At 65.5% G+C, this 22,822-nt stretch carries 22 protein-coding genes; 18 read left to right on the top strand and 4 right to left on the bottom strand.

Annotation, left to right across the window (positions count from 1 at the left end; all coding sequences use genetic code 11):
• The first annotated feature begins 45 nt into the window (after positions 1–45).
• Both ABS45_RS11975 and ABS45_RS11970 read left to right on the top strand, forming a co-directional pair.
• Complete coding sequence (locus ABS45_RS11975; RefSeq protein ID WP_291555757.1) at positions 46–879, top strand: hypothetical protein; 834 nt, start codon at positions 46–48, stop codon at positions 877–879.
• Between the two features lie 96 nt (positions 880–975).
• Positions 976–1,860, top strand: coding sequence for a DMT family transporter (locus tag ABS45_RS11970; protein WP_291555756.1), 885 nt, complete (start codon positions 976–978; stop codon positions 1,858–1,860).
• 10 nt (positions 1,861–1,870) lie between these two features.
• On the opposite strand, the gene ABS45_RS11965 is transcribed toward ABS45_RS11970, so the two are convergent.
• Complete coding sequence (locus ABS45_RS11965) at positions 1,871–2,329, bottom strand: CopD family protein (protein WP_291555755.1); 459 nt, start codon at positions 2,327–2,329, stop codon at positions 1,871–1,873.
• 61 nt (positions 2,330–2,390) lie between these two features.
• On the opposite strand from ABS45_RS11965, the gene ABS45_RS11960 reads away from it, so the two are divergent.
• Both ABS45_RS11960 and ABS45_RS11955 read left to right on the top strand, forming a co-directional pair.
• Complete coding sequence (locus tag ABS45_RS11960; RefSeq protein ID WP_291555754.1) at positions 2,391–3,890, top strand: sigma 54-interacting transcriptional regulator; 1,500 nt, start codon at positions 2,391–2,393, stop codon at positions 3,888–3,890.
• 80 nt (positions 3,891–3,970) lie between these two features.
• Positions 3,971–5,527, top strand: coding sequence for an AMP-binding protein (locus tag ABS45_RS11955; RefSeq protein WP_291555753.1), 1,557 nt, complete (start codon positions 3,971–3,973; stop codon positions 5,525–5,527).
• A gap of 161 nt (positions 5,528–5,688) precedes the next feature.
• Here ABS45_RS11955 and ABS45_RS11950 read toward each other — a convergent pair whose 3' ends face one another.
• Complete coding sequence (locus ABS45_RS11950) at positions 5,689–6,786, bottom strand: hypothetical protein (RefSeq protein ID WP_291555752.1); 1,098 nt, start codon at positions 6,784–6,786, stop codon at positions 5,689–5,691.
• Between the two features lie 615 nt (positions 6,787–7,401).
• Between ABS45_RS11950 and ABS45_RS11945 the strand changes: the two genes are divergently transcribed.
• The 6 genes from ABS45_RS11945 (at position 7,402) to ABS45_RS11920 (ending at position 13,390) form a co-directional block, all read left to right on the top strand.
• The gene (locus ABS45_RS11945; RefSeq protein ID WP_291555751.1) at positions 7,402–8,592 is read left to right on the top strand and encodes a substrate-binding domain-containing protein; all 1,191 of its coding nucleotides are present in this window, start codon (positions 7,402–7,404) and stop codon (positions 8,590–8,592) included.
• Positions 8,593–8,745: 153 nt separating this feature from the next.
• Positions 8,746–9,516 (top strand): ABC transporter ATP-binding protein, encoded by a 771-nt coding sequence (locus ABS45_RS11940; RefSeq protein ID WP_291555750.1) that lies wholly within the window; start codon positions 8,746–8,748, stop codon positions 9,514–9,516.
• 139 nt (positions 9,517–9,655) lie between these two features.
• Complete coding sequence (locus tag ABS45_RS11935; protein ID WP_291555749.1) at positions 9,656–10,381, top strand: ABC transporter ATP-binding protein; 726 nt, start codon at positions 9,656–9,658, stop codon at positions 10,379–10,381.
• A gap of 70 nt (positions 10,382–10,451) precedes the next feature.
• Positions 10,452–11,435 carry a branched-chain amino acid ABC transporter permease gene (locus ABS45_RS11930; RefSeq protein ID WP_291555748.1) on the top strand — a complete coding sequence of 328 codons (984 nt, stop codon included), beginning with the start codon at positions 10,452–10,454 and terminating at the stop codon, positions 11,433–11,435.
• Positions 11,436–11,447: 12 nt separating this feature from the next.
• A complete protein-coding gene (locus tag ABS45_RS11925) occupies positions 11,448–12,527 on the top strand; it encodes a branched-chain amino acid ABC transporter permease (RefSeq protein WP_291555747.1) in 1,080 nt (359 codons plus the stop codon).
• Positions 12,527–13,390 (top strand): alpha/beta hydrolase, encoded by an 864-nt coding sequence (locus ABS45_RS11920; protein WP_291555783.1) that lies wholly within the window; start codon positions 12,527–12,529, stop codon positions 13,388–13,390. The genes ABS45_RS11925 and ABS45_RS11920 overlap by 1 nt, the downstream gene beginning before the upstream one ends.
• Positions 13,391–13,465: 75 nt before the next feature.
• Here the strand turns inward: ABS45_RS11920 and ABS45_RS11915 are convergent, their stop codons facing one another.
• Together ABS45_RS11915 and ABS45_RS11910 are read right to left on the bottom strand one after the other, a co-directional pair.
• Positions 13,466–14,659, bottom strand: a complete 1,194-nt coding sequence (locus ABS45_RS11915) for an MFS transporter (protein WP_291555746.1) — start codon at positions 14,657–14,659, stop codon at positions 13,466–13,468.
• Between the two features lie 120 nt (positions 14,660–14,779).
• Positions 14,780–15,211, bottom strand: a complete 432-nt coding sequence (locus ABS45_RS11910) for a S4 domain-containing protein (RefSeq protein ID WP_291555745.1) — start codon at positions 15,209–15,211, stop codon at positions 14,780–14,782.
• Between the two features lie 228 nt (positions 15,212–15,439).
• Between ABS45_RS11910 and rpsB the strand changes: the two genes are divergently transcribed.
• From rpsB to rseP, 8 genes are all read left to right on the top strand, one after another.
• Positions 15,440–16,195 carry a 30S ribosomal protein S2 gene (gene rpsB, locus ABS45_RS11905; protein ID WP_291555744.1) on the top strand — a complete coding sequence of 252 codons (756 nt, stop codon included), beginning with the start codon at positions 15,440–15,442 and terminating at the stop codon, positions 16,193–16,195.
• A gap of 86 nt (positions 16,196–16,281) precedes the next feature.
• Complete coding sequence (gene tsf / locus ABS45_RS11900) at positions 16,282–17,178, top strand: translation elongation factor Ts (protein WP_291555743.1); 897 nt, start codon at positions 16,282–16,284, stop codon at positions 17,176–17,178.
• Positions 17,179–17,222: 44 nt separating this feature from the next.
• On the top strand, positions 17,223–17,942 hold the full coding sequence (gene pyrH / locus ABS45_RS11895; RefSeq protein WP_291555742.1) for a UMP kinase: 720 nt from the start codon (positions 17,223–17,225) through the stop codon (positions 17,940–17,942).
• 36 nt (positions 17,943–17,978) lie between these two features.
• Positions 17,979–18,539 (top strand): ribosome recycling factor, encoded by a 561-nt coding sequence (gene frr / locus ABS45_RS11890; RefSeq protein WP_291555741.1) that lies wholly within the window; start codon positions 17,979–17,981, stop codon positions 18,537–18,539.
• A 50-nt stretch (positions 18,540–18,589) separates the two neighbouring features.
• A complete protein-coding gene (uppS, locus tag ABS45_RS11885; RefSeq protein ID WP_291555740.1) occupies positions 18,590–19,336 on the top strand; it encodes a polyprenyl diphosphate synthase in 747 nt (248 codons plus the stop codon).
• A complete protein-coding gene (locus ABS45_RS11880) occupies positions 19,330–20,172 on the top strand; it encodes a phosphatidate cytidylyltransferase (protein WP_291555739.1) in 843 nt (280 codons plus the stop codon). Before uppS ends, ABS45_RS11880 begins: the two co-directional genes overlap by 7 nt.
• Entirely contained in the window at positions 20,169–21,344 is a 1,176-nt protein-coding gene (gene ispC / locus ABS45_RS11875; RefSeq protein WP_291555738.1) for a 1-deoxy-D-xylulose-5-phosphate reductoisomerase, read from the top strand. The genes ABS45_RS11880 and ispC overlap by 4 nt, the downstream gene beginning before the upstream one ends.
• Positions 21,345–21,442: 98 nt before the next feature.
• Positions 21,443–22,807, top strand: a complete 1,365-nt coding sequence (rseP, locus tag ABS45_RS11870; protein WP_291555737.1) for an RIP metalloprotease RseP — start codon at positions 21,443–21,445, stop codon at positions 22,805–22,807.
• Positions 22,808–22,822 lie beyond the last annotated feature (15 nt).

The following is a 22,822-nucleotide window of genomic DNA, read 5'->3' as shown; positions in this document are numbered from 1 at the left end:
GGGAAGGAAGAGGCGCTGCCGCTGTACGAGGGCAAGATGGTGCAGATGTTTGACCACCGCGCGGCGGATGTGGTGGTGAATGCAGCCAATTTGAAGCGCGCCGCCCAGCAGGTAAGCGTTGCCAGCTCTGAAAAAGAGAGTGCTGAACGTCTCCCCGCCCCGCAGTTTTATGTTCGGGCATCAGATGCCGTAGCCAATCCATATCCGTGGGCGCTGGGCTACAAGGAAATCACCGCCCCCACCAACGTCCGGACGATGATTGCAGCCCTGCTGCCAGGTGTGGGTTTCGGAAACAAGGTGCCCCTGCTCTTGCCGCAAACCGAGACATGTGCGGAAGCGGCGCGTATCGTCAGCCTGCTGTCGGCCAACCTCAACGCCTTTGCGCTGGATTTCGTACTGCGCCAGAAGCTGCAAGGACAGACGATCAACCTGTTCATCCTCGAACAACTCCCCGTCATCCCCCCGGCGCACTTCAACCAACCCCTGCCCGCCGCCTTCACCGCAGCCGCGCGCAAGGCGCAGCTGATGAACGGCCACCACGCCCAGCCGTCGGTGGCCGACTTCGTCATCCCGCAGGTGCTGGCGCTGTCCTACACCGCGCACGACCTGGCGCCGTTGGCGCGTGATCTGGGCTATGTGGATTCGCAGGGCGCCGTACTGCCGCCCATCGTGTGGAACGACGAAGAGCGCCGCGAGCGCCTGGCCGCTCTGGATGCGCTGTTCTTCTGGCTCTATGGCCTGGATGCCGCGGACGTGGACTACGTGCTTTCCACCTTCCCCATCGTGCGCGAGCAGGACGAGCGCGCGTTCGGCCGCTTTCGCACGCTGGAGGATGTGCAGCGCTGGCGAGCACTGCTGCCAGAATTTGAAGCCATTTAGGGCTTTAGCGCTTTTCCAGCAAGCGCTGATAGCTATCAATAGCATAGAAAATGCAGGCCGGCAGGCAGGTGGCGAAAGTTCTACATTGGCCCTGCCATGCAAAAACCATCGACCGACAAAATTGCCCTGCTGGGCATTTTCGTGCTCACCGCCATCTGGAGCCTTAACTGGGTGGTGATGAAGCTGGCCCTGCGCGACGGCGGGCCGTTTGCCTTCAGCGCGTTGCGTTATTTGCTGGGCACGGCCGGTCTGTTTGCCTTGCTGGCGCTGCTGCGCCGGCCGCTGCGCCCGACGCCGTGGCTGCCGACGCTGGGCGTGGGGCTGACGCAGACCGCGGGGTTCCAGCTGCTGGTGCAGTTGTCGCTGGTGTCTGGCGGTGCCGGAAAGATGGCGATCCTGGCGTATTCGATGCCGTTCTGGATCGTGCCGCTGGCCTGGTGGTGGCTGGGCGAGCGCCCGGGCCGTGCGCGCTGGCTGTGCATTGCAGCGGCGGCCGTCGGTTTTGTGCTGGTGGTGCAGCCATGGCAGGCCATGGGCGAGGCGCACAGCGTCGCGCTGGCGCTGGCCTCGGGTCTGACATGGGCGGTCTCGGCGGTGCTCGCCAAACGCATGTTCCAGCGCTACCCGGATGTCACGCCACTCAGGCTCACCGCCTGGCAGATGCTGTATGGCACGCTGGCGCTGGTCGTCGTGGCCGCTCTGGTGCCCGAGCGCGGCATCCACTGGACGGCCAGCTATGTCGGCGCGCTGCTGTATGCGGGCTTTCTGGCCTCCAGCATCGCCTGGGTGGCCTGGGCCGTGGTGGTGCAGCGCGTGGCCGCCAGCGTGGCGGGGCTGACCAGCCTGGCGGTGCCTGTCGGCGGCGTGCTGTTTGCCTGGGCGCTGCTGGGCGAGAGCCCCTCCGACGTCGAGTGGTTGGGTATCGGGTTGATTGCGGCGGCGCTGGCGGCCCTGAATTTCGCCGGCACGCAGCGCGCGTGAGCCGCTGGCGCTACCAGAGCATCACCACCGCCACGATCACCACGCCGAGCGTGAGGTTCACGCCTACCCAGTGGCGTATCGGCGCCAGCGCCGCTGCGGCTTGCGGCCATTGGCGCGCGTTCACCGCCTGGTTCAGGCGTGGGAGCAGACGCAGCCAGATGCCAACAAAGATCGCCACCATCACCAGCCCGAGGATGGCCATGAAGGTCCACGCCGGCGGCATGGCCAGCGCTTGCGCGCCAGCCATGTGCGCCAGGCCGATCAGCGCCAGGCCACTGAGCAGCACGACGGTGACAGCCAGCGCCATCGCGGCCAGGAAGCGCTGCAGCACATCGCGCATCAGGGTCAGGCGCTGCGGTGGCTCCAGCGCCTGCACCGCGGGGCGCAGGAAGAAATGGGCGAAGGCCATGCCACCGACCCAGGCGATGATGGAGAGCAGGTGGGCGAGCTTGAGGGCGGGGTAGAGCACGGGCGACAAGGCAGAGTGAAGGTGCAGCCATTGTGCGACTTGCAGCCACTACCATTGCGCCATGCCGACCATTGCACCCGACGCCACCGCGCTGCCGCAGGACCCCCAGGGCATTCTGGACTTGGCGGTGCGCTCGATGTTCCAGCTGTTTTCCAGCCTGAGCCAGGGCATGTTCATCATGGACGAGCGCGGCACCATCGTCTGGGTGAACGAGGGCTATCGGCGCTTTCTGCCGGCGCTGGGGCTCGAATCCGTGGAGGATTTTGTCGGCCACAAGGTCGAGGACGTGATTCCCAACACCCAGATGCGCCGCGTACTGGAGACCGGCAAGCCGGTGCTGATCGACCTGCTCACCAACCGGGCGGGCACTTTCGTGGTGAGCCGGCTGCCCTTGCTCGATGAGGGCGGCGCGGTGATAGGCGCCATCGGCATGGTGCTGTTCGACCAGCCCGAGACCACCTTGCAGCCCTTGATTGCCAAGTTCGCCCGGATGCAGCAGGACCTGGCGGACGCGCAGCGTGAATTGGCGGCGCAGCGCAGCGCGCAGGTGGGCGGCGGGCGGCGCGCCAAGTACACCTTAGCCAGCTTTGTCGGCAGCAGCGCCGCGGCGGTGGAGGTCAAGCGCCGCGCGCGCCGGGCGGCGCTCTCCAGCAGCCCGGTGCTGCTGCTGGGCGAGACGGGCACGGGCAAGGAGTTGCTGGCGCACGGCATCCATGCCGCCTCGCCGCGTGCCGGTGAGGCCCTGGTCAGCGTGAACATCGCTGCCGTGCCCGATACGCTGCTGGAGGCGGAGTTCTTCGGCTTTGCGCCCGGTGCCTTCACCGGCGCCGATCGCAAGGGCCGTGAGGGGAAGTTCAAGCTGGCCGATGGCGGCACGCTGTTTCTCGACGAAATCGGCGACATGCCGCTGGCGCTGCAATCCAAGCTGCTGCGCGTGCTGCAGGAGGGCGAGATCGAGCCGCTGGGCAGCAACCGGCTGATCCCGGTGAACGTGCGCATCATCGCGGCCACCAGCCGCGACCTGGCGGCGCTGGTGCGCGAGGGGCAGTTTCGCGAGGACCTGTACTACCGCCTCAACGTGCTGCCCATCCGCGTGCCGCCGCTGCGCGAGCGGCGCGACGATATCGCCGCGCTGGTCGAGGTATTGGGTGAAGACCTGGCGCAACGCAGCGGCACGGTGCAGCCGGAACTGCTGGCCGACGCGATGGCGCTGCTGGCCGCCCAGACCTGGCGCGGCAATATCCGGGAGCTGCGCAACGTGCTGGAGCAGGCCGTTTTGCGCAGCGATTCGCCGACCATCGATGCCGCGCAGCTGGCGGCCGTGTTGCGCGAATCGGGGATGGAGCCGCAAGCGCCCGGCTCCTTGGTAGCCCTCCAGGGAGCGCGCGAGCACGATGCCGGCCTGCTGCGACCATTGGCCGAGCAGGTGGCCGAGCTGGAGCAGCGCGCGATTGCCGCGGCGATCAAGACCGAGCGCGGCAACAAGGTGGCAGTCGCACGCCTCTTGGGCATCTCGCGCGCCACGCTCTATGACCGCATGGCCGATAGGCGCGAAAGCTGACGGGGTCTGCATGCCGTGCAAGGTGCGCGACGCTTTTGCCGCATGATGCGGGGCGTCGAGACTTTTTGCACGAGGAAGACATGCACAGCGAGCACGCCGCAGCAGCAGTGGATTTTGAACTTGCGCGCCAGGCCTCGGGCCTGACCCTGGGTGCGCTCTTTGCCCTGAGCGTGCGCATGGGCCCCGGGCGCATCGCGCTGCAGCAGGGTGATCGCCAGCTGAGCTATGCCGAGCTGGACGAGCGCAGCAACCGCCTGTGCCGCTACTGGATGTCGCGCGGCATAGGGCGGGGCGACCGCGTGGCGGTGCTGGCGGAAAACGGCATGGAGTACGTGGAGGTGCTGGTGGCGGCGGCCAAGCTCGGGGTGATTGCCGCCTGCCAGAACTGGCGCCTGGCCGAGCGCGAGCTGCACCACTGCCTGAGCCTGGTGACGCCCAAATTGATCCACGCCTCGGCGCGCCACGCCGACATTGCCGCGCGCTACGCCGGGCTGGCGCCCGGCTTGAGCTTCGGCGCTGACTACGAGGCCGCGCTGGCCGGGCAGAGCGCCGCCGCGGTGCCCGATGCGTGCGAGCCCGAGGATGGCGTGGTCATCCTCTACACCAGCGGCACCACCGGCATGCCCAAGGGGGCGCTGATCAGCCAGCGCGCCGAAATCGCGCGGGCGCAGAACCAGATGATCGATCTGCCCAGTACGCAGGAGGAGCACTTTGTTGCCTGGGCGCCGCTGTTTCACATGGTCTCGACCGACACGGTGTTCATGACGCTGATCCAGGGCGCGAAGGTGATCGTCACCGACGGTTTTGACGCGCCCGCGCTGGCGCGGATCGCGGTGCGCGAGCGCCTGGCGCGCTTCACGCTCATGCCCGGCATGATCACGCCCTTTCTGGACGCCCTGCGCGCCACTGGCAAACCCGTGGCCGGCATGCGCTGGGTGGGCGTGATGGCCGATCTGGTGCCGCGTGAGCAGATTGCCGAGGTCACGCGTCTCGTGGGCGCGCCTTATCTGAACACCTTTGGCTCGACCGAAACCGGGCTGCCGCCGGCCACGCGCCACACCATCACGGTAGGCCAGGTGCCCGCCAGCCTGAACAAGATCCAGAGCAGCTTTTGCCGCATCAAGCTGGTGGACGCCGACGACCACGAGGTGGCCGATGGCGAGCCGGGTGAGCTGGCGATGCGCGGGCCGACGCTGTTTTCAGGCTATTGGAACAACCCTGAAGCCAATGCCGAGGATTTTCGCGGCGGCTGGTTTCACATGGGCGACGTGTTCGTGCGCAACCCGGACGGCACGCTCTCCTTCGTCGACCGGCGCAAGTACCTGATCAAGTCCGGCGGCGAGAACATCTACCCGGCCGAGATCGAGCGCGTGCTGCTGGCCGAGCCGCGCGTGGCCGACGCGGTGGTGACGCGCCGCCCCGATGCCAAGTGGGGCGAGGTGCCGGTGGCCTGGGTGGTGCGCAAGGATGCGTCGCTGACGGAACAGACCCTCATCGAGCTGTGCCGCGCCCACATCGCGGGCTACAAGGTGCCCAAGGAAGTGCACTTCGTGCCGGATGAATTCCTGCCGCGCAGCACCACCGGCAAGATCATGCGCCACGAGCTGGAAAAGCGGATGAGCGAGGGCGCCACTTAGGGCGACGCCAAGCAAATCCCGCGCGCGGCGCATTCCTGGCTTGGGCGGACAGCGTCGTTGCAAAGGCTCGCCATGTCTGCGCTTTGTGTCTCGCGGTTCGCCTGAAAACAGCACTGCCCTTCGGGTTGGGGCGAAATCGGGCGACTTCGCGCCCTTGGTCCCTACTGCGCCGCCGTCCACAGCTTGGTCAATTCCGCCACGGCGGCGCGAGGCGTCAGGATGTCCGGGTAATAGCTCCCGTCCGAGTTGACCGGATCCGAAGGTTTGCGGCGCGGGTCTGGCTGGATGGAGTAAATGCCGAACCATTCCTCATCCCAATAATGCCCTGGGAATTGATCTATTCTGCTCGTTTCGGGCTTGACGTTGTGCACTGGCGGATCCCCGGCCTTCCACCATTCATCGGACCATGCAAAAACATAACCGCCCGATGCCACTGCCTTGTTCTTCACGATGTCCTGCCAGTGCACGCTGATGTAATCTGCCTGCTCCTTGGCATTGTTTGGCAGCTCTGTCGCGGCCGTGCCACTGCGCGTGGAAGCGGGGCATCCGAATTCGGTGATCAGCAAGGCATGCGGGTGGGCGCGGGTCAATTCTTCGAAGCGGGAAAACAGGTTGTCGAACCCATTGGTGACATTGCCGCGGTAAGAATTGATGCCGATGACGTCGATGTTGGGAAGCCCGCCGAATTGCATCGCGTAGTCCACGCTTTCCATGGAATCGTCAATCAGGCAGGTCATGGTCAACTTCATGGGCGCCTGTTGTTTCGTCACTTCTCCAAGCTTGTCTATCCATGCCCAGAAATCGGGTGCGCTCTTGATGGGAACTTGCCGGTTCTCGGCGGCTGAAAAGCCGCTGGACAAATTGGCCTCGTTGCCCATGATGAACCCCATCACCGCGGGGTGCGACCCAATCTGCCGCGCAATCTCCTTCACCCCTGTTTCCACTCTGGCCTTGGTCTTCGGGTTGAGAAAAACCCCGCCATCGATGGGGTAGCCAACCCAGGCGAAAATTCCGTTGTCCAGGCAGGCGTCGAGAAATTTCTTGTGGCTTTGCGCCGCGCCCGCCACAGCTTCGATGCCGCGGAATGGCAGCGTCGAATAGAGCCTGATGGTGTTGATGCCCATTTTTTTCATCATGGGCAGGTCGCGCATGAAGACCTTGTCCCAGAAATCGGTAAAAAAATCGCCCCAGGGCTCGAAATCGAAACTCGCACCCACCGGTTGCGGTGCGTAGCACACGCCCTGCGCGAAGAAGGGCACGCCATCCTTGAGGATTTGCCGACCATCCACCGAAAAATACCCTTGTGTCGGTTCGCCACTGCCGTGCGAGCAGGTATCGGTGATCCATTGGCCGGCCTCGTCGTAAATGGGCTGGCAATCGGGCAAAGGGTCGTCGCCACCGCCGCAGCCAGCCAGCAAATGGGTGCCCAGTGCCGCCGCGCCGTATTTCAGCAGCTGGCGGCGCTCCAGCAGGTGGGGTAGTGCGTTGGTGCCCATGGGAAGCTCCTGTTCTTGTGGTACGCCGGTTCTTTCTTATGGTACGCCGATCAGTATAGGCAGGGTAGCGCTTGCGTCTGGCCGCTCTTTTGGCGCAGCGTCCCGACTGTGTTCATGACGTCCCGGCACCTCGTCCCCATTGCAATGGGCCGGGCAAAAGCATGCGCCACACACTTGAAAACAGGGAGGCGGGATGATGGTCTTGTCATGCCGGGGTTGGATACGGAGGGCCGACATTTTGTAGACAATTGTCTCATTATTGGTCAATAAAACGCCTGATTTTTGGACATTCTGTGCTGAAGCTGTCGTCATTGCGGCGCTTCGGGCATTGGCATGGCTTGTGCATGCACATGGGCATTCCATACAGGAGGCTCCCTCATGCAACGTCGTACCCTGGTCGCCCTGGCCGCACTTGCCACCGCCGTCAGTCTGCCGGTATTCAGCCAGTCCAAGGAAATCCGCATCGCCCACGTCTACAGCAAGACGGGGCTGCTGGAGGCCTATGGCAAACAGACGCAAACCGGCCTGCTGATGGGCCTGGCCTATGCCACGGGCGGCACCATGGTGCTGGACGGCAAGAAGATCGTCGTGATCGAGAAAGACGACCAGGGCAAGCCAGACCTGGGCAAGAGCCTGCTGGCGGCGGCCTACGCCGACGACAAGGCTGATCTGGCCGTGGGGCCGACGAGCTCGGGCGTGGCGCTGGCCATGCTGCCGGTGGCCGAGGAATACAAGAAGATTTTGCTGGTCGAGCCGGCGGTGGCCGACGCGATCACCGGTGACAAGTGGAACAAGTACATTTTCCGTACCGGCCGCAACTCCAGCCAGGATGCGATCGCCAACGCGGTGGCGATGGACAAGGACGGCGTGGCTGTGGCCACGCTGGCGCAGGACTATGCCTTTGGCCGTGATGGCGTGAAGGCCTTCAAGGTGGCGCTCAAGCACGCAAAAATAGTGCACGAGGAATACCTGCCGCAGACCACGACGGATTTCACCGCCGGCATCCAGCGCCTGGTGGATGCGCTCAAGGACAAGCCGGGGCGCAAGGCGATCGAGGTGATCTGGGCCGGCGGCACGCCGCCCTTCAACGCGCTGGCGGCTGCGGATCTGAAGAAGCGCTTTGGCATCGAGGTGTTCACCGGCGGCAACATCCTGCCGGCCATGGCCAGCTACAAGAACTTTCCGGGCATGGAGGGTGCCACCTACTACTACTTCGGCATCCCGAAGAACCCGGTGAACGATGCGCTGGTCGCCATGCACTACAAGGAATTCAAGACGCCGCCGGACTTCTTCACCGCCGGCGGCTTCTCGGCCGCGATGGCCATTATCACGGCGCTCAAGAAGACCGGTGGCGACACCAACACCAACAAGCTCATCAAGACCATGGAAGGCATGAGTTTTGACACGCCCAAGGGGGTGATGACCTTCAGGCGCGAAGACCACCAGGCGATGCAGAGCATGTACCACTTCCGCATCAAGGACGACCCGGCGTTTGCCTGGGGCGTGCCCGAGCTGGTGCGCGAGATCAAGCCTGAAGAGATGCAGGTGCTGATCCGCAACAAGCGCTGACGCCGGTTTTTCTCCCTCTCCCTCTGGGAGAGGGCTGGGGTGAGGGCAGCCGCGCCATCACCCTGGAGCCACGCCACCGCGCGCCGACAAACCGGATGCCCCCATCCCAACCTTCCCCCAGCGGGGGAAGGAGTCAAACTGCCCTGCACCTTCATGCTCGAAACCCGCGATCTCACCATCCGCTTTGGCGGCCACGTGGCCGTCAATGCGGTGAGCTGCGCGTTTGCGCCCGGTACGCTCACGGCCATCGTCGGGCCCAATGGCGCGGGCAAGACGACTTACTTCAACCTGATCTCGGGGCAACTCAAGGCCAGCAGCGGCAACGTGCATCTGGATGGGCGCGATTTGAGTGCGCTTGCGCCCTCGCAGCGCGCGCGCGCCGGGTTGGGCCGGGCGTTTCAGCTTACCAACCTGTTCCCGAATCTGCCGGTGCTGGAGAACGTGCGCCTGGCGGTGCAGGCCACGCGCGGCGGGCATCATCGCCGCGGCCTGAATCTGTGGAGCATCTGGAGCGACTACGGCGAGTTGACCCAGCGCGCCGAGGACATTTTGCGCACCGTCGCGCTCTGGGAGCGGCGCGATGCTGCGGTCTCCAGCCTGCCGCATGGCGACCAGCGCAAGCTGGAGGTGGCGCTCTTGATGGCGCTGGAGCCGCAGGTCTACATGTTCGATGAGCCCACGGCCGGCATGAGCCACGATGAGGCGCCGGTGATCCTGGATCTGATCCGCGAGCTCAAGAAGGACAAGACCAAGGTCATCCTGCTGGTGGAGCACAAGATGGATGTGGTGCGCGAGCTGGCCGATCGCATCATCGTGCTGACCAACGGCACGCTGGTGGCCGATGGCGAACCCGCAGAGGTGATCGCCTCGCCCGTGGTGCAACAAGCTTACTTGGGCGTGGGCACCGAGGAGGCCGCGGCATGAGCGCGGTATTGCACTCCTTCCACCGCTGGGGGAAGGCTGGGATGGGGGCTTGCTTTTGGTGGAGCACACACTCATCAATGCTGGTGCCGCTGGCCCCCACCCCAACCCTCCCCCAGCGGGGGAGGGAGGAGCAAAGGCCATGAGCGACAACCTGCTGGAACTGGCGGGCGTGCACACGCACATCGGGGCGTACCACATCCTGCACGGCGTCGATCTGGTCGTGCCCAGGGGCCAGGTCACGCTGCTGCTGGGGCGCAATGGCGCGGGCAAGACGACCTGCTTGCGCACCATCATGGGTCTGTGGCATGCCTCGCAAGGCAGCATCCGCTTTGGCGAGTGCGACATCACGGCCCTGGACACGCCCCGGATCGCGCAATTGAACATTGCCTACGTGCCCGAGAACATGGGCATCTTCGCCGACCTGACGGTGAAGGAAAACCTGCTGCTGGCCGCGCGCGGCGCGGCGAACGCGGCGCAGATGGACGGCGAGCGCCTGCAGTGGATCTTCGGCCTGTTCCCTGCGGTGCAAAAGTTCTGGAACCAGGCCGCGGGCAAGCTCTCGGGCGGGCAAAAGCAGATGGTGGCGGTGGCGCGCGCCATCGTCGAGCCGCGCGACCTGCTCATCGTGGACGAGCCCAGCAAGGGTCTGGCGCCGGCCATCGTCAACAACATGATCGCCGCCTTCGAGCAGCTCAAGCGCGGCGGCGTGACCATCCTGCTGGTGGAGCAAAACATCCGCTTCGCGCAGCGGCTGGGCGACGGCGTGGCGGTGATGGACAACGGCCGCGTGGTGCATGCGGGGCCGATGGCCCAGCTCGCGCAGGACGAGGCGCTGCAGCGTTCACTGCTGGGGCTGTCGCTATGAAATATGAGCCAAAATCGGCTCCAGCCTTTGTGCAGCAAGCGCTGACAGCTATCAATACAGGAGTGCGCGCATGAAGCTGGGCGACCTGGACTGGAAGCCGCTCGCGCTGGTGCCGCTGCTGGCGCTCGGGGTGCTGCCGCTGATAGCCTCGCCTTCCACCTGGCTGACGCTCACGGTGGCGGGCCTGGCCATGGGGATGATCATCTTCATCATCGCCTCCGGCCTGACGCTGATCTTCGGCCTGATGGACGTGCTCAACTTCGGCCACGGCGTGTTCATCGCGCTCGGGGCCTTCGTGGCCACCAGCGTGCTCGGGCTGATGGGCGACTGGACCGGCTCGGGCGAGCTCTGGCGCAACCTGCTGGCGGTGCTGCCCGCAATGGTCGTGGCCATGCTGGTGGCGGGGGCCGTGGGCATCGCCTTCGAGCGCTTTCTGGTGCGCCCGGTGTATGGCAACCACCTCAAGCAGATTCTCATCACGATGGGCGGGATGATCATCGGCGAGGAGATGATCAAGGTGATCTGGGGCCCGGCGCAAATCCCGCTGCCGCTGCCGGTGGCGATGCGTGGCTCCATCCTGCTGGGCGATGCGGCGATCGAGAAGTACCGCCTGATCGCCGTGGTCGTGGGGCTGATCGTCTTTGCCGCGCTGATCTGGGTACTGGCGCGCACCAAGGTGGGCCTCTTGATCCGCGCCGGGGTGCAGGACCGCGAGATGGTCGAGAGCCTGGGCTACCGCATCCGGCGCCTGTTCGTCGGCGTGTTCGTCGCGGGCAGCGCGCTGGCCGGCCTGGGCGGCGTGATGTGGGGGCTGTACCAGCAAAGCGTGGTGCCGCAGATGGGCGCGCAGGTCAACATCCTGATCTTCATCGTGATCATCATCGGCGGGCTGGGCAGCACGGGCGGGGCGCTGATCGGCTCGTTGCTGGTGGGGCTGATGGCCAATTACACCGGTTTTCTCGTGCCCAAGGTGGCGCTGTTTTCCAACATCGCGCTGATGGTCGCGATCCTGCTGTGGCGCCCGAGCGGCGTGTATGCAGTCTCCGGCCGCTGAAGGGACGACGCCATGTTCAAACGCCTCCTTTCCAAGGATTTGCCGCGCAGCCGCGTGCTCGCCGTGGTGCTCATCGTGGTGCTGCTGGGCTGCCTGTTTGCGCCCTTCATCTTTCCGGGTGTCAAGGCCCTGAACGTCGCCGCCAAGGTGCTGATCTTCGCCGTGCTGGTGGCGAGTTTTGACCTGCTGCTGGGCTACACCGGCATCGTCAGCTTTGCGCACACCATGTTCTTCGGCATCGGTGCCTATGGCATCGCGATCGCCACCACGCGCATGGGCGCGACCTGGAGCGCGCTGGCCGTGGGCGTGCTCGGCGCGCTGGCGGTTTCGCTGGTGCTCTCGCTCGTCGTCGGGTTGTTTTCGCTGCGCGTGCGGGCGATCTTCTTCGCGATGATCACGCTCGCGGTGGCGGCGGCGTTCCAGACGCTGGCCTCGCAGCTTTCGGAGTGGACGGGTGGCGAGGATGGCCTCACCTTCAAGATTCCCGAAGTGCTCTCGCCCAGCTTCGAGCCGTTTGACAACCCTTTCTTGGGCGTGGACATCGACGGCAAGATTTTCTGCTACTACCTGCTCTTCATCTGCGCGGTAGGGCTGATCCTGGCGATGCTGCGGGTGGTCAATTCGCCCTTCGGGCGCGTGCTGCAGGCGATCCGCGAGAACGAATTCCGCGCAGAGGCCATAGGCTATCGCGTGGTGGTCTACCGCACGCTCTCCAGCGTCATCTCGGCGTTGTTCGCGACGCTGGCGGGCTGCATGCTGGCGCTCTGGCTGCGCTACAACGGGCCGGACACGTCGCTGTCGTTCGAAATCATGATGGACGTGCTGCTCATCGTCGTGATCGGCGGCATGGGCACGATCTACGGCTCGGCCATAGGCGCAGTCCTCTTCATGGTGGCGCAAAGCTATTTGCAGGATCTGCTGCGCCTGGGCAACGAGGCGGTGAGCGGCCTGCCGTGGCTGGCCGCGCTGCTCTCGCCCGATCGCTGGCTGCTGTGGCTGGGCCTGCTGTTCGTGCTGTCCGTCTATTACTTTCCCACCGGAGTGGTTGGGCGCTTGCGCTCGGCCCATTCTTTGGCCAAGGCAAACCGATGATCACTCCCGCTTCACGCTACGCCCGGCTGGCGGGCTACGAAATTCATTACATGGATTGGGGCGCCGAAGACGCGCCGACGGTGATCGCCTGGCATGGCCTGGCGCGCACCGGGCGCGACATGGACGACCTGGCTGCTCATCTGGCCCAGCGCGGCTTTCGCGTGCTCTGCCCGGACACGCTGGGCCGAGGTCTCAGTCAATGGAGCCGTGCGCCGGATGAGGAGTACTGCCTGGCGGTCTACACCCGCTTGGCCGAGGAGTTGCTCGACCATTTGGGCCTTGAAAAAGTGCGCTGGATCGGCACCTCGATGGGCGGCGCGATCGGCATGGCGGCGGCGGGTACTCGCCTGGCGGGGCGCATCACGCATCTGGCACTCAACGACATGGCGCCGGCGCTCAACCCCGCCGCCATCGCGCGCATCTGCGCCTATGCTGGGGCCCCGCCTGCTTTCGACACCGTGACCGAGCTGGAGGCATTCTTCAGGCGGGTCTATGCGCCGTATGGCTGGCTGTCGGACGCGCAGTGGCGGCGCCTGGCCGAAAGCAGCACGCGCCGCCTGCCCGACGGGCGCGTGACGCCGCACTACGATCCGGCGATGGTGCGCCAGTTCATCGTGCACCCGCACGACTACGACCTGTGGCCGGTGTACGAGCGCCTGGAGATTCCCGTGCTGTGCCTGCACGGCGTCGAGTCCGACCTCGTCCTGCCCGCCACCGTAGCCCGGATGAAGCACTGCGGCCCCGGTACGCGCGGCCTGTTGCAGGTGATCGAGGTGCCCGATTGCGGCCATGCGCCGGCGCTCAACGTGCCTGAGCAGTACCGCTGGGTGCAGGATTTCCTGGGCCAAGAGCATCGTGCATGACTCCCCGCAACCCGTGAGAGGGCAGCTTCGGGTGATGTGCGGCTTGATCGTCTCTTGCGGCTTTTGCAAGCAGCGTCACGTCCGCGTCGGCCCCGCCATGAAGCGCCAGGCCACCCACCAGCCCAGTGCCTGCGTGGCCACCAGCAGCGCCACCGTACCTGGCCAGCCGCCCCAGGCGTAGGCGAAGGCGCCCAGCCAGGCGCCGCAAAAGCCCCCGGTGTAGTAGGCGGTGTAGTAGAGCCCGCTGGCCAGCGAGCGCCCGTGATCTATGCGATAGGCGATGAAGCTGATCGTGGCCGATTGCGTGATGAAGGTGCCGCAGGATGCCAGCGCCAGCGCAGTGACGATACCGGGTACCGAAGGCAACAGCGTCAGCAGCACGCCCAGCGCCGACAAACCGACCGACAGCAAGACGGTGCGCCGCGCGCCGATTCGCGGGATCCAGCGACCGGCCAGTGGCGTGACCACCACGCCCAGCAGATAGACGGCAAACACGTTGGCCAGGTCCGCCGGGCTGAAGTGGTACGGCGCTGCCGCCAGGTGCAGGTTGATAAAGGTGAACATGCCCACCTGCGCGAACAGCGCGGTGAAACCCAGCAACCCGGCGGCTTGCAGCGCGGGGTGGCGCAGCAGATGGCCCAGGGTGGACAGGGCGCTGCCCAGGTTGCGGTCGGCGACGAAGTGGCGCGAGCGCGGCAGCACGCGCCAGACCAGAGCGGCGCCGGCGGCGTTGAGCAGCGCCATCACGCCAAAGGCCGAGCGCCAGGACATCAGCTCCGTCAGATGCCCCAGCAGGAAGCGCCCGAGAAAGCCCCCCAGCACGCTGCCCGTGACGTACAGCGTCATCATCCGCACCATCGCAGCGCCGCGAAACTCTTCGCCGATGTAGGCGATTGCCACCACCGTCACGCCCGGCACCGCCAAGCCTTGTGCAAAGCGCCACAGCGTCAATCCTTGCACTGTCTCGACGGTAATCATGGCGGCGGTGGGCAAGGCCAGCGCCAGCACCGATGCCGCGATCAGTGCCTTGCGTCCGAGCGCGTCCGACACCATGCCCATCAGCGGCGAGACCAGCGCCACGGCCAGCACCGTGGCGCCCACCGCGCGGCCGATCTCGACCACGCTGGCGCTGAGGTCGCGTTGCAGCTCGGGCAGGATGGATTGCACCGAATACACCTGCAGGAAGGCAAACACGCCGACCAGCGCGATCGTCAGCAGCAGCAGCGGGGCGGGGCGCTCGTTGTGCTCGGGTGCGGGGGAGGAAATCAAGAGAGTCCAGGATGGACGAGGCGCCGGGTGGCAACTGCCTGCGTCGCTTGCGTCAGGGCGAAGCCGGTGAGTCTATGCCTGCACGGGCCGCCGCGCTGGGTGACGCCTTGATCCGCAGGCTCACTCATCGAGCAGCGAGGCACTCCAGCGGTCGCCCCAGCCCTGCTTGCGCGCGTCGTCCAATGTGCGGCGGTCGCGCTTGGTGGGGCGGCCCTGGCGCAGCGCGTCGGCGGGCTCGGGGGCCAGGCGCCGCGCTTCGGCCGCCTGGGTACGCGCGAGCAGGCTTTCGGCGGTTTCTTCGTAGAGCAGTTGCGCCACCGGCGCCGGGCCGCGCATGCTGCTCAGCGCTCGTACCACCACGGTGCGCGCCGTGCCGGCCTGCAGCAGAGCGATGCTGTCGCCCGCATGGATCTCGCGCGCCGGCTTGACCGTGGCGCCGTTGACCTTCACCCGGCCTTTGTCGATCTCCTGAACCGCCAGGCTGCGCGTCTTGTAAAAGCGGGCACACCAGAGCCATTTGTCGATGCGCATCGCGTCCGGCGGCTGCGTCATGGCGCGGACTGGACGGCGCCTTGTGCCGAGTAGAAAGAGAAAGCGCCGTGGGGGGGGGGATGCACGCTATAATTCACAGGTTTTTTCGTCATCGAAGACCTAGGGTTTACCCGCGTTCACGGTGGCAAAAGACAAATCGCAAACCGGCCCATCCAGGTGTTGCGCCTGCCGTTTGGTGCAAGCGCAATTGTGGAGCCGGATTTAAGACCCAACCTTTGGAGTATCTCAATGTCCGTCACCATGCGTGAAATGCTGGAAGCCGGTGTCCACTTTGGTCACCAGACGCGCTTCTGGAATCCCAAGATGGCCCCGTTCATTTTCGGCCATCGCAACAAGATTCATATCGTCAATCTTGAAAAGACGCTTCCGATGTTTCAGGAAGCGCAGAAATTCGCCAAGCAGCTCGCGTCCAACCGCGGCACCATCCTGCTGGTGGGCACCAAGCGCCAGGCGCGCGAAGTCATTGCCGAGCAGGCGCAGCGCGCCGGCATGCCCTGGGTAGATCAGCGCTGGCTGGGTGGCATGCTGACCAACTTCAAGACGGTGAAGACTTCGATCAAGCGCCTCAAGGACATGAAGGCGCAGCAGGAGGCGGGCCTTGAGAGCATGAGCAAGAAGGAGCAGCTCATGTTCACGCGCGAACTCGCCAAGCTCGAAAAGGACATCGGCGGCATCCAGGACATGACGGCGCTGCCCGATGCGATCTTCGTGATCGACGTCGGCTACCACAAGATCGCGATTGCCGAAGCGAAAAAGCTCGGTATTCCGCTGATCGGCGTGGTCGATACCAACCACAACCCTGAAGGCATCGATTATGTGATCCCGGGCAACGATGACTCGGCCAAGGCGGTGGCGCTGTATGCGCGCGGCATGGCCGATGCCATTCTGGAAGGCAAGGCCAGCGCGGTGGAGGAAGTCGCCAAGGCGGCCGCCGGGGACGATGGCGCGGACGAGTTCGTGGAAGTGCAGGAGTCGGCCGCCTGAACCCAGGCCATGCCCGACTGAGGCAACACACACGCAAGTGGGGCCTGGTGCCCCATTTTTGTACGCATTGAATTGGAGAAAGAACGATGGCAGCTATTACTGCAAGCATGGTGGGCGAACTGCGCGCCAAGACCGATGCACCGATGATGGAGTGCAAGCGTGCGCTCACCGAGGCCGACGGCGACATGGTCAAGGCCGAGGAAATCCTGCGCGTCAAGCTGGGCACCAAGGCCGGCAAGGCAGCTTCGCGCGTGACGGCCGAGGGCGTGATCACGGCCTGGATTCAGGGCGACGTGGGTGCGATCGTCGAGGTCAACAGCGAGACCGATTTCGTCTCCAAGAACGACAGCTTCATCGCCATGGCCAACGCCGCAGCCAGACTGGTGGCCGAGAAAAACCCGACCGACATTGAGGCGCTGGGGGCGCTGGCCTATGAGCAGGACGGCTACGGCCCGACACTGGAAGACGTGCGCAAGGGCCTGATCGGCAAGATCGGCGAGAACATGTCGTTTCGCCGCTTCAAGCGCTTTGGCGGCGGCGCGCTGGCGCATTACCTGCACGGCACGCGCATTGGCGTCGTGGTCGAGTACGACGGCGATGCGGCGGCGGCCAAGGATGTGGCGATGCACGTGGCGGCCATGAAGCCGGTGGCGCTGACCGGCGCTGATGTGCCGGCCGAGTTCGTCGAACGCGAGCGTTCCGTTGCCGCTGCCAAGGCGGCCGAATCGGGCAAGCCGGCCGAGATCGTTACCAAGATGGTCGAAGGTTCCATCCAGAAGTACCTCAAGGAGGTCTCGCTGGCCGATCAGGTCTTCGTCAAGGCGGCCGATGGCAAGCAGACCGTGGCGCAGATGCTCAAAGACCACAAGACTGCGGTGAAGGGCTTCACGCTGTACATCGTTGGCGAGGGCATCGAGAAGAAGCAAGACGACTTTGCGGCCGAAGTGGCGGCGCAGGTTGCCGCTGCCAAGTCGGCTGCCTGATTGATCCATCGCTCACTCCATCCACCACCGCCCGAGAGCCCGCCATGACCGAAAAAGCCGCGCACCAACGTGTATTGCTCAAGCTGTCGGGCGAGGCGCTGATGGGCGACGACGCCTTCGGCATCAACCGCGCGACCATCGTGCGCATGGTGCAGGAGATCGCCGAGGTGACGCAGCTCGGCGTCGAGGTGGCGGTGGTGATTGGCGGTGGCAACATCTTCCGTGGCGTGGCTGGTGGCGCCGAGGGCATGGACCGCGCCACCGCCGACTACATGGGCATGCTGGCCACGGTGATGAACGCGCTGGCGCTGGCCGACACGATGAACAAGCAGGGCCTGACAGCGCGCGTGATGTCTGCGATAGGCATCCAGGAGGTGGTCGAGCCCTATGTGCGCCCCAAGGCGCTGCAGTACCTGGAAGAGGGCAAGGTGGTGGTGTTTGCTGCGGGCACGGGCAACCCCTTCTTCACCACCGATACGGCGGCCGCATTGCGCGGGGCGGAGATTGGTGCGGATCTGGTGCTCAAGGCGACCAAGGTCGATGGCGTCTATACCGCCGACCCGAAGAAGGACCCCGACGCGGTGCGCTACACCAGCCTCACGTTCGACGAGGCGATGGTGAAGAACCTGGGCATCATGGACGCCACCGCGTTTGCGCTGTGCCGCGACCAGAAACTGCCGATTCGCGTGTTCTCGATCTTCAAGCCGGGGGCGTTCAAGCGCGTCATCCTTGGCGAGGACGAGGGCACTCTGGTATACGCTTGAATGTTTGCGGCATCGATGGCCGCACAGGAGTCCGTCATGGCGATTGCCGACATCCAGAAGAACGCGAAAACGAAGATGGAGCATTCCGTCGAGGCGTTCAAGCACAACCTCACCAAGATCCGCACCGGGCGCGCCAGCACCGCGCTGCTCGATACCATCCATGTCGAGTATTACGGCTCCATGGTGCCGCTGTCGCAGGTGGCCAATGTCTCGCTGATCGATGCGCGCACCATCAGCGTTCAGCCCTGGGAAAAGAACATGGCGGCCAAGGTCGAGAAGGCCATCCGCGAGAGCGATCTCGGCCTGAATCCAGCCTCCATGGGCGATTTGATTCGCGTGCCGATGCCGCCGATGAGCGAGGAGCGGCGCAAGGAGATGACCAAGATCGTGCGCGCCGAGGGCGAGAGCGCCAAGGTGGTGATCCGCAACCTGCGCCGCGATGCCAATGAAGCCGCCAAGAAAATGGTCAAGGACAAGGAAGCGTCCGAGGACGAGCTCAAGCGCGCCGAAGCCGAAGTGCAGAAGCTCACCGACAAGCAGATTGCCGAGATCGACGCCTTGGTGGCCGCCAAGGAACAGGACATCATGGCGGTCTGAAGCCCGGTTGGGCGTTGAGCGTTTGACGTTCAGCGGCCCTGCCAGCCACGATGACGCTCAACCCCCAACGCTCCACGCTCAACGCCCCGGCGCCGCGCCACATCGCGATCGTGATGGACGGCAATGGCCGCTGGGCCAAGCGCCGATTCTTGCCGCGCCTGGCGGGGCACAAACAGGGCGTCGAATCGCTGCGCCGCTGCCTCAAGGCCTGCGCCGCGCGCGGCGTGGCGGTGCTGACGGTGTTTGCGTTCTCCTCCGAAAACTGGAACCGGCCGCACGATGAAGTCTCCGGCCTGATGGAGCTCATGGGCAAGGCGCTGCTGCGCGAGGTGCCGCAGCTGGTGCACGACGGCGTGCGCCTGCGCTTTGTCGGCGAGCGCGGCGGCCTTTCCGCGGGCATGCGCGAGGCCCTCGCACAGGCCGAGGCCGCGACGGCACAGGGCGCGCGCATGCTGCTCAACGTCTGCTTCAACTACGGCGGGCGTTGGGACATTGCCCAAGCGGCGGCGAGCCTGGCCGCCCGCGGCGAGGCGATCACCGAGGAGAGCCTGCACGGTGCGATGGCCATGGGGCATGTGCCTGACCCTGACCTGCTCATTCGCACCGGCGGCGAGCTGCGCATCAGCAATTTTTTGCTCTGGCAGGCGGCCTATGCCGAGCTGTACTTCACCGACGCACTCTGGCCGGACTTTGACGAGGCGGCGCTGGACGCCGCGATTGCCGACTTCAACGCACGCGAGCGCCGCTTTGGCCGCACCTCCGAGCAGGTGGTGGGCGCGGAGCCACCCGCATGCTGAAGCAGCGCATCCTTACCGCGCTGGTGCTGCTGGCGATTTTGCTGCCGGCGCTGGCCTATCCCTCGTTTGTGCCCCTGGCGGTCGTCACGCTGATCCTGATTGCCACCGGCTGCTGGGAATGGGGCCGGCTGAACGGCCTGGCGCAGGCCGCGTCCCTCGGGCTGGCGGCGGTGGGCAGCGTGCTGTGTCTGGCGAGCTGGTGGGTCGGCTGGATCGCACTGCCGCTGCCCTGGCTGTGGCAGGTGGCGGGTGCGGCCTGGGTGCTGCTGGGCGGCTGGCTGCTGGCGCGCGGCGTCGCGGGCTGGCCGCAGACCGCGCGCTGGTTGCGCCTGGCGGGCGGCGTGCTGGCGCTGTGGCTGGCGTGGCTGGCGATGGCACGGGCACGGGCCATCGGCATCAATTTTCTGCTCTCCATCCTCTGCCTCGTCTGGGTGGCGGATATCTGTGCCTATTTCGCGGGCCGGGCGCTGGGCAGACGCAAACTCGCACCGGCGATCAGCCCGGGCAAGAGCTGGGAAGGTGTCTGGGGCGGCATGGCGGGTGTGCTGCTGCTGGCGCTGGTCTGGGCCTGGGCCGACGGGCATTGGCAGGCGGCGGTGCCCAGCCTGTATGCACGTTTGCTGGGCATGGGGCTGCTCTGGTGGCTGCCGGCGCTGCTGTTCCTGACGGCGATGAGTGTGGTCGGAGACCTCACCGAATCGCTGGTCAAGCGCAGCAGCGGCATGAAGGACAGCAGCAATCTGCTGCCCGGGCATGGCGGTGTGCTCGACCGTGTGGATGCGCTGCTGCCCACGCTGCCGCTGGCGCTCATGATTTCGAATTTCGCACGCCCATGAAACAACGCCTCACGATTCTGGGGTCGACCGGTTCGATCGGCACCAATACCCTGGACGTCGTGGCCCGCCATCCGGACCAGGTCGAAGTCTTTGCGCTCAGCGCCGCCACGCGGGTCGATGAACTGCTGGCGCAGTGTGCGCAATTCCGGCCGCGCTACGCGGTGATGGCCAGCCCGGCGCATGCCGCCCAGCTCGCTGAAAAAATCAAGGCGAACGGACTTCCAACGCAGGTGCTGCAAGCGCCAGATGCTCTTGAACAAATAGCATCTCACCCCGAGGTGGATGCGGTGATGGCGGCCATCGTCGGCGCCGCAGGCCTGGCGCCCTGCATTGCCGCGGCACACGCGGGCAAGCGATTGCTGCTGGCCAACAAGGAGGCGCTGGTCGTCGGCGGCGAGGTGTTTTTGCGTGCGGTGAAAGCGGGCGGGGCGACGCTGCTGCCGATCGACAGCGAGCACTCGGCGATTTTTCAGAGCCTGCCCGAAGACCGCAGTACCTGGGGGCGGCGGGTCGACCACGTGCTGCTCACCGCCTCGGGCGGGCCGTTTCGCACGCGCGATCCGGCCAGCTTGCGCGACGTCACGCCCGAGGAGGCCTGCGCGCATCCCAACTTCGTGATGGGCCGCAAGATTTCGGTCGATTCGGCGACGATGATGAACAAGGCGCTGGAGGTGATCGAGGCGCGCTGGCTGTTTGATCTGCGCCCGGAGCAAATCAAGGTGGTGATCCACCCGCAGCAGATCATCCATTCGATGGTGCAGTACGTGGATGCCTCCATCATCGCGCAACTGGGCACGCCCGACATGCGCGTGCCGATTGCCGTGGGCCTTGCCTGGCCCGAACGCATCGCCAGTGGCGCCGCGCCGCTGGATTTCAGCCAGATGGCCGCGCTCACCTTCGAGGAAGCCGACGCGCGGCGTTTCCCCGGTCTGCACCTGTCGTGGCAGGCGCTGGCCGCCGCGCCCGGGACGACGGCGGTGCTCAACGCCGCCAACGAGGTGGCGGTCGCGGCCTTTCTGGCGCGCCAGATCCGTTTCGACCAGATCCACGCGGTCAACCGTGCAACTTTGGATACGGTGACGACCTCCAACCCGGATTCGCTGCAGGCGCTGCTGGCGCTCGATGAGCAAAGCCGTGCCGCGGCGGCGCGGCAGGTCAAACGCTTTCAATAGCGGAGCGTTGCACGCCCATATACATTGGGTTTCAGATATTAATATCTCTGAAACAGGCTTGTGAAGCGCGCGAGCAGCTCACTTTTTCGGGGACTCCCATGGTGCTTACCGTTGTTGCCTTCATCGTCGCACTTGCCCTCCTGATCGCGGTGCACGAGTACGGCCACTACCGCGTCGCGGTGGCCTGCGGTGTCAAGGTGCTGCGCTTTTCCGTCGGTTTTGGCAAGCCGCTGGTGCGCTGGCAGCCCAAGGGCTCGCCCACCGAATACGTGATCGGCATGTTCCCGTTGGGTGGCTATGTGCGCATGCTGGATGAGCGCGAGGCGCCGGTGGCGCCCGCGGAACGCCACCTGGCGTTCAACAACCAGCGCCTGGCCAAGCGCGCGGCCATCGTTGCGGCCGGTCCACTCGCCAATCTGGTGTTGGCGGTGCTGCTGTATGCGCTGGTGAACTGGATGGGGGTGATGGAACCCGCGCCCTATCTGGCCACGCCTGCGGCGGACACCATTGCCGCGCAGGCCGGGGTGCAAGGCGGTGATCGCGTGCTGGCCGCCGCGATGGGTGATGCGCAGCCCGAGCCCTTGCGCTCCTTCGACGACCTGCGCTGGCTGCTGGCGCGCAGCGCCCTGGATGGCGAAAACGTGCGCTTGCGCGTGCAAGGCAGCACGGATGTCGCGCCGCGCTCGATCACCCTGCGGCTGGACCAGCTGAATACGCGCGAGCCCGATGCCGAGCTGCTGCGCAAGATCGGCATCACCGGCCCGTGGACGCGGCCCGTGATGGGCGAGGTGATGGCGGGCGGTGCCGCCGAGCGCGCCGGTCTGCATGAAGGAGACGTGGTGCTGGCGATCGGCCCGCAGGCCGTGGGTGATGGCCAGCAGCTGCGGGCGCTGATTCGTGCCAGCGTCAAGGACGGGAAAGCGCTCACGCAAGTCTGGCAGGTGGAGCGCGCGGGCCGACGGCTGGAAATTCCCGTGACGCCACAGCTGCGTGAGGAGGAGGGCGCCGCCATCGGGCGCGTCGGTGCCTATGTCGGCGCCGCGCCCGAGATGCTGATGGTGCGCTACGGCCCCGTGGACGGCCTCTGGAGGGGCGCCCAGCGCACCTGGGAGATTTCGGCGCTGACGCTGCGCATGATCGGCCGCATGGTGATTGGCGAGGCCTCGGTGAAGAACCTGAGCGGCCCGCTCACGATCGCCGATTACGCGGGCAAATCGGCGCATATGGGCTTGACCGCCTACCTGGTGTTCCTGGCGCTCATCAGCGTGAGTCTGGGCGTGCTCAATCTGCTGCCGCTGCCCGTCCTCGACGGTGGGCACCTGATGTATTATTTATGGGAGGGAGTGACCGGCCATGGCGTGTCTGACGCGTGGATGGAGCGATTGCAACGCGGTGGCGTCGCGCTACTCCTGGTGATGATGTCCATCGCCGTGTTCAACGATTTCACCCGGTTGTTTGGCTGACGATCAATGCTGGCG

The sequence above is a fragment of the Comamonas sp. SCN 65-56 genome, assembly GCF_001724135.1.
Taxonomy (GTDB): Bacteria; Pseudomonadota; Gammaproteobacteria; order Burkholderiales; family Burkholderiaceae_C; genus Comamonas_C.
Note: the sequence above shows the minus strand (reverse complement) of the source record. Positions and strands in the feature narration are given on the sequence as shown.

Coding starts and splice junctions, on each gene's coding strand:
- ABS45_RS11940 (WP_291555750.1), top strand. CDS start 8,746: ATGCTCGAAACCCGCGATCTCACCATCCGCTTTGGCGGCCACGTGGCC.
- ABS45_RS11975 (WP_291555757.1), top strand. CDS start 46: ATGTTTGACCACCGCGCGGCGGATGTGGTGGTGAATGCAGCCAATTTG.
- ispC (WP_291555738.1), top strand. CDS start 20,169: ATGAAACAACGCCTCACGATTCTGGGGTCGACCGGTTCGATCGGCACC.
- ABS45_RS11960 (WP_291555754.1), top strand. CDS start 2,391: ATGCCGACCATTGCACCCGACGCCACCGCGCTGCCGCAGGACCCCCAG.
- ABS45_RS11925 (WP_291555747.1), top strand. CDS start 11,448: ATGTTCAAACGCCTCCTTTCCAAGGATTTGCCGCGCAGCCGCGTGCTC.
- ABS45_RS11880 (WP_291555739.1), top strand. CDS start 19,330: ATGCTGAAGCAGCGCATCCTTACCGCGCTGGTGCTGCTGGCGATTTTG.
- ABS45_RS11910 (WP_291555745.1), bottom strand. CDS start 15,211: ATGACGCAGCCGCCGGACGCGATGCGCATCGACAAATGGCTCTGGTGT.
- frr (WP_291555741.1), top strand. CDS start 17,979: ATGGCGATTGCCGACATCCAGAAGAACGCGAAAACGAAGATGGAGCAT.
- rseP (WP_291555737.1), top strand. CDS start 21,443: ATGGTGCTTACCGTTGTTGCCTTCATCGTCGCACTTGCCCTCCTGATC.
- ABS45_RS11970 (WP_291555756.1), top strand. CDS start 976: ATGCAAAAACCATCGACCGACAAAATTGCCCTGCTGGGCATTTTCGTG.
- ABS45_RS11930 (WP_291555748.1), top strand. CDS start 10,452: ATGAAGCTGGGCGACCTGGACTGGAAGCCGCTCGCGCTGGTGCCGCTG.
- rpsB (WP_291555744.1), top strand. CDS start 15,440: ATGTCCGTCACCATGCGTGAAATGCTGGAAGCCGGTGTCCACTTTGGT.
- tsf (WP_291555743.1), top strand. CDS start 16,282: ATGGCAGCTATTACTGCAAGCATGGTGGGCGAACTGCGCGCCAAGACC.
- uppS (WP_291555740.1), top strand. CDS start 18,590: ATGACGCTCAACCCCCAACGCTCCACGCTCAACGCCCCGGCGCCGCGC.
- ABS45_RS11945 (WP_291555751.1), top strand. CDS start 7,402: ATGCAACGTCGTACCCTGGTCGCCCTGGCCGCACTTGCCACCGCCGTC.
- ABS45_RS11955 (WP_291555753.1), top strand. CDS start 3,971: ATGCACAGCGAGCACGCCGCAGCAGCAGTGGATTTTGAACTTGCGCGC.
- ABS45_RS11935 (WP_291555749.1), top strand. CDS start 9,656: ATGAGCGACAACCTGCTGGAACTGGCGGGCGTGCACACGCACATCGGG.
- pyrH (WP_291555742.1), top strand. CDS start 17,223: ATGACCGAAAAAGCCGCGCACCAACGTGTATTGCTCAAGCTGTCGGGC.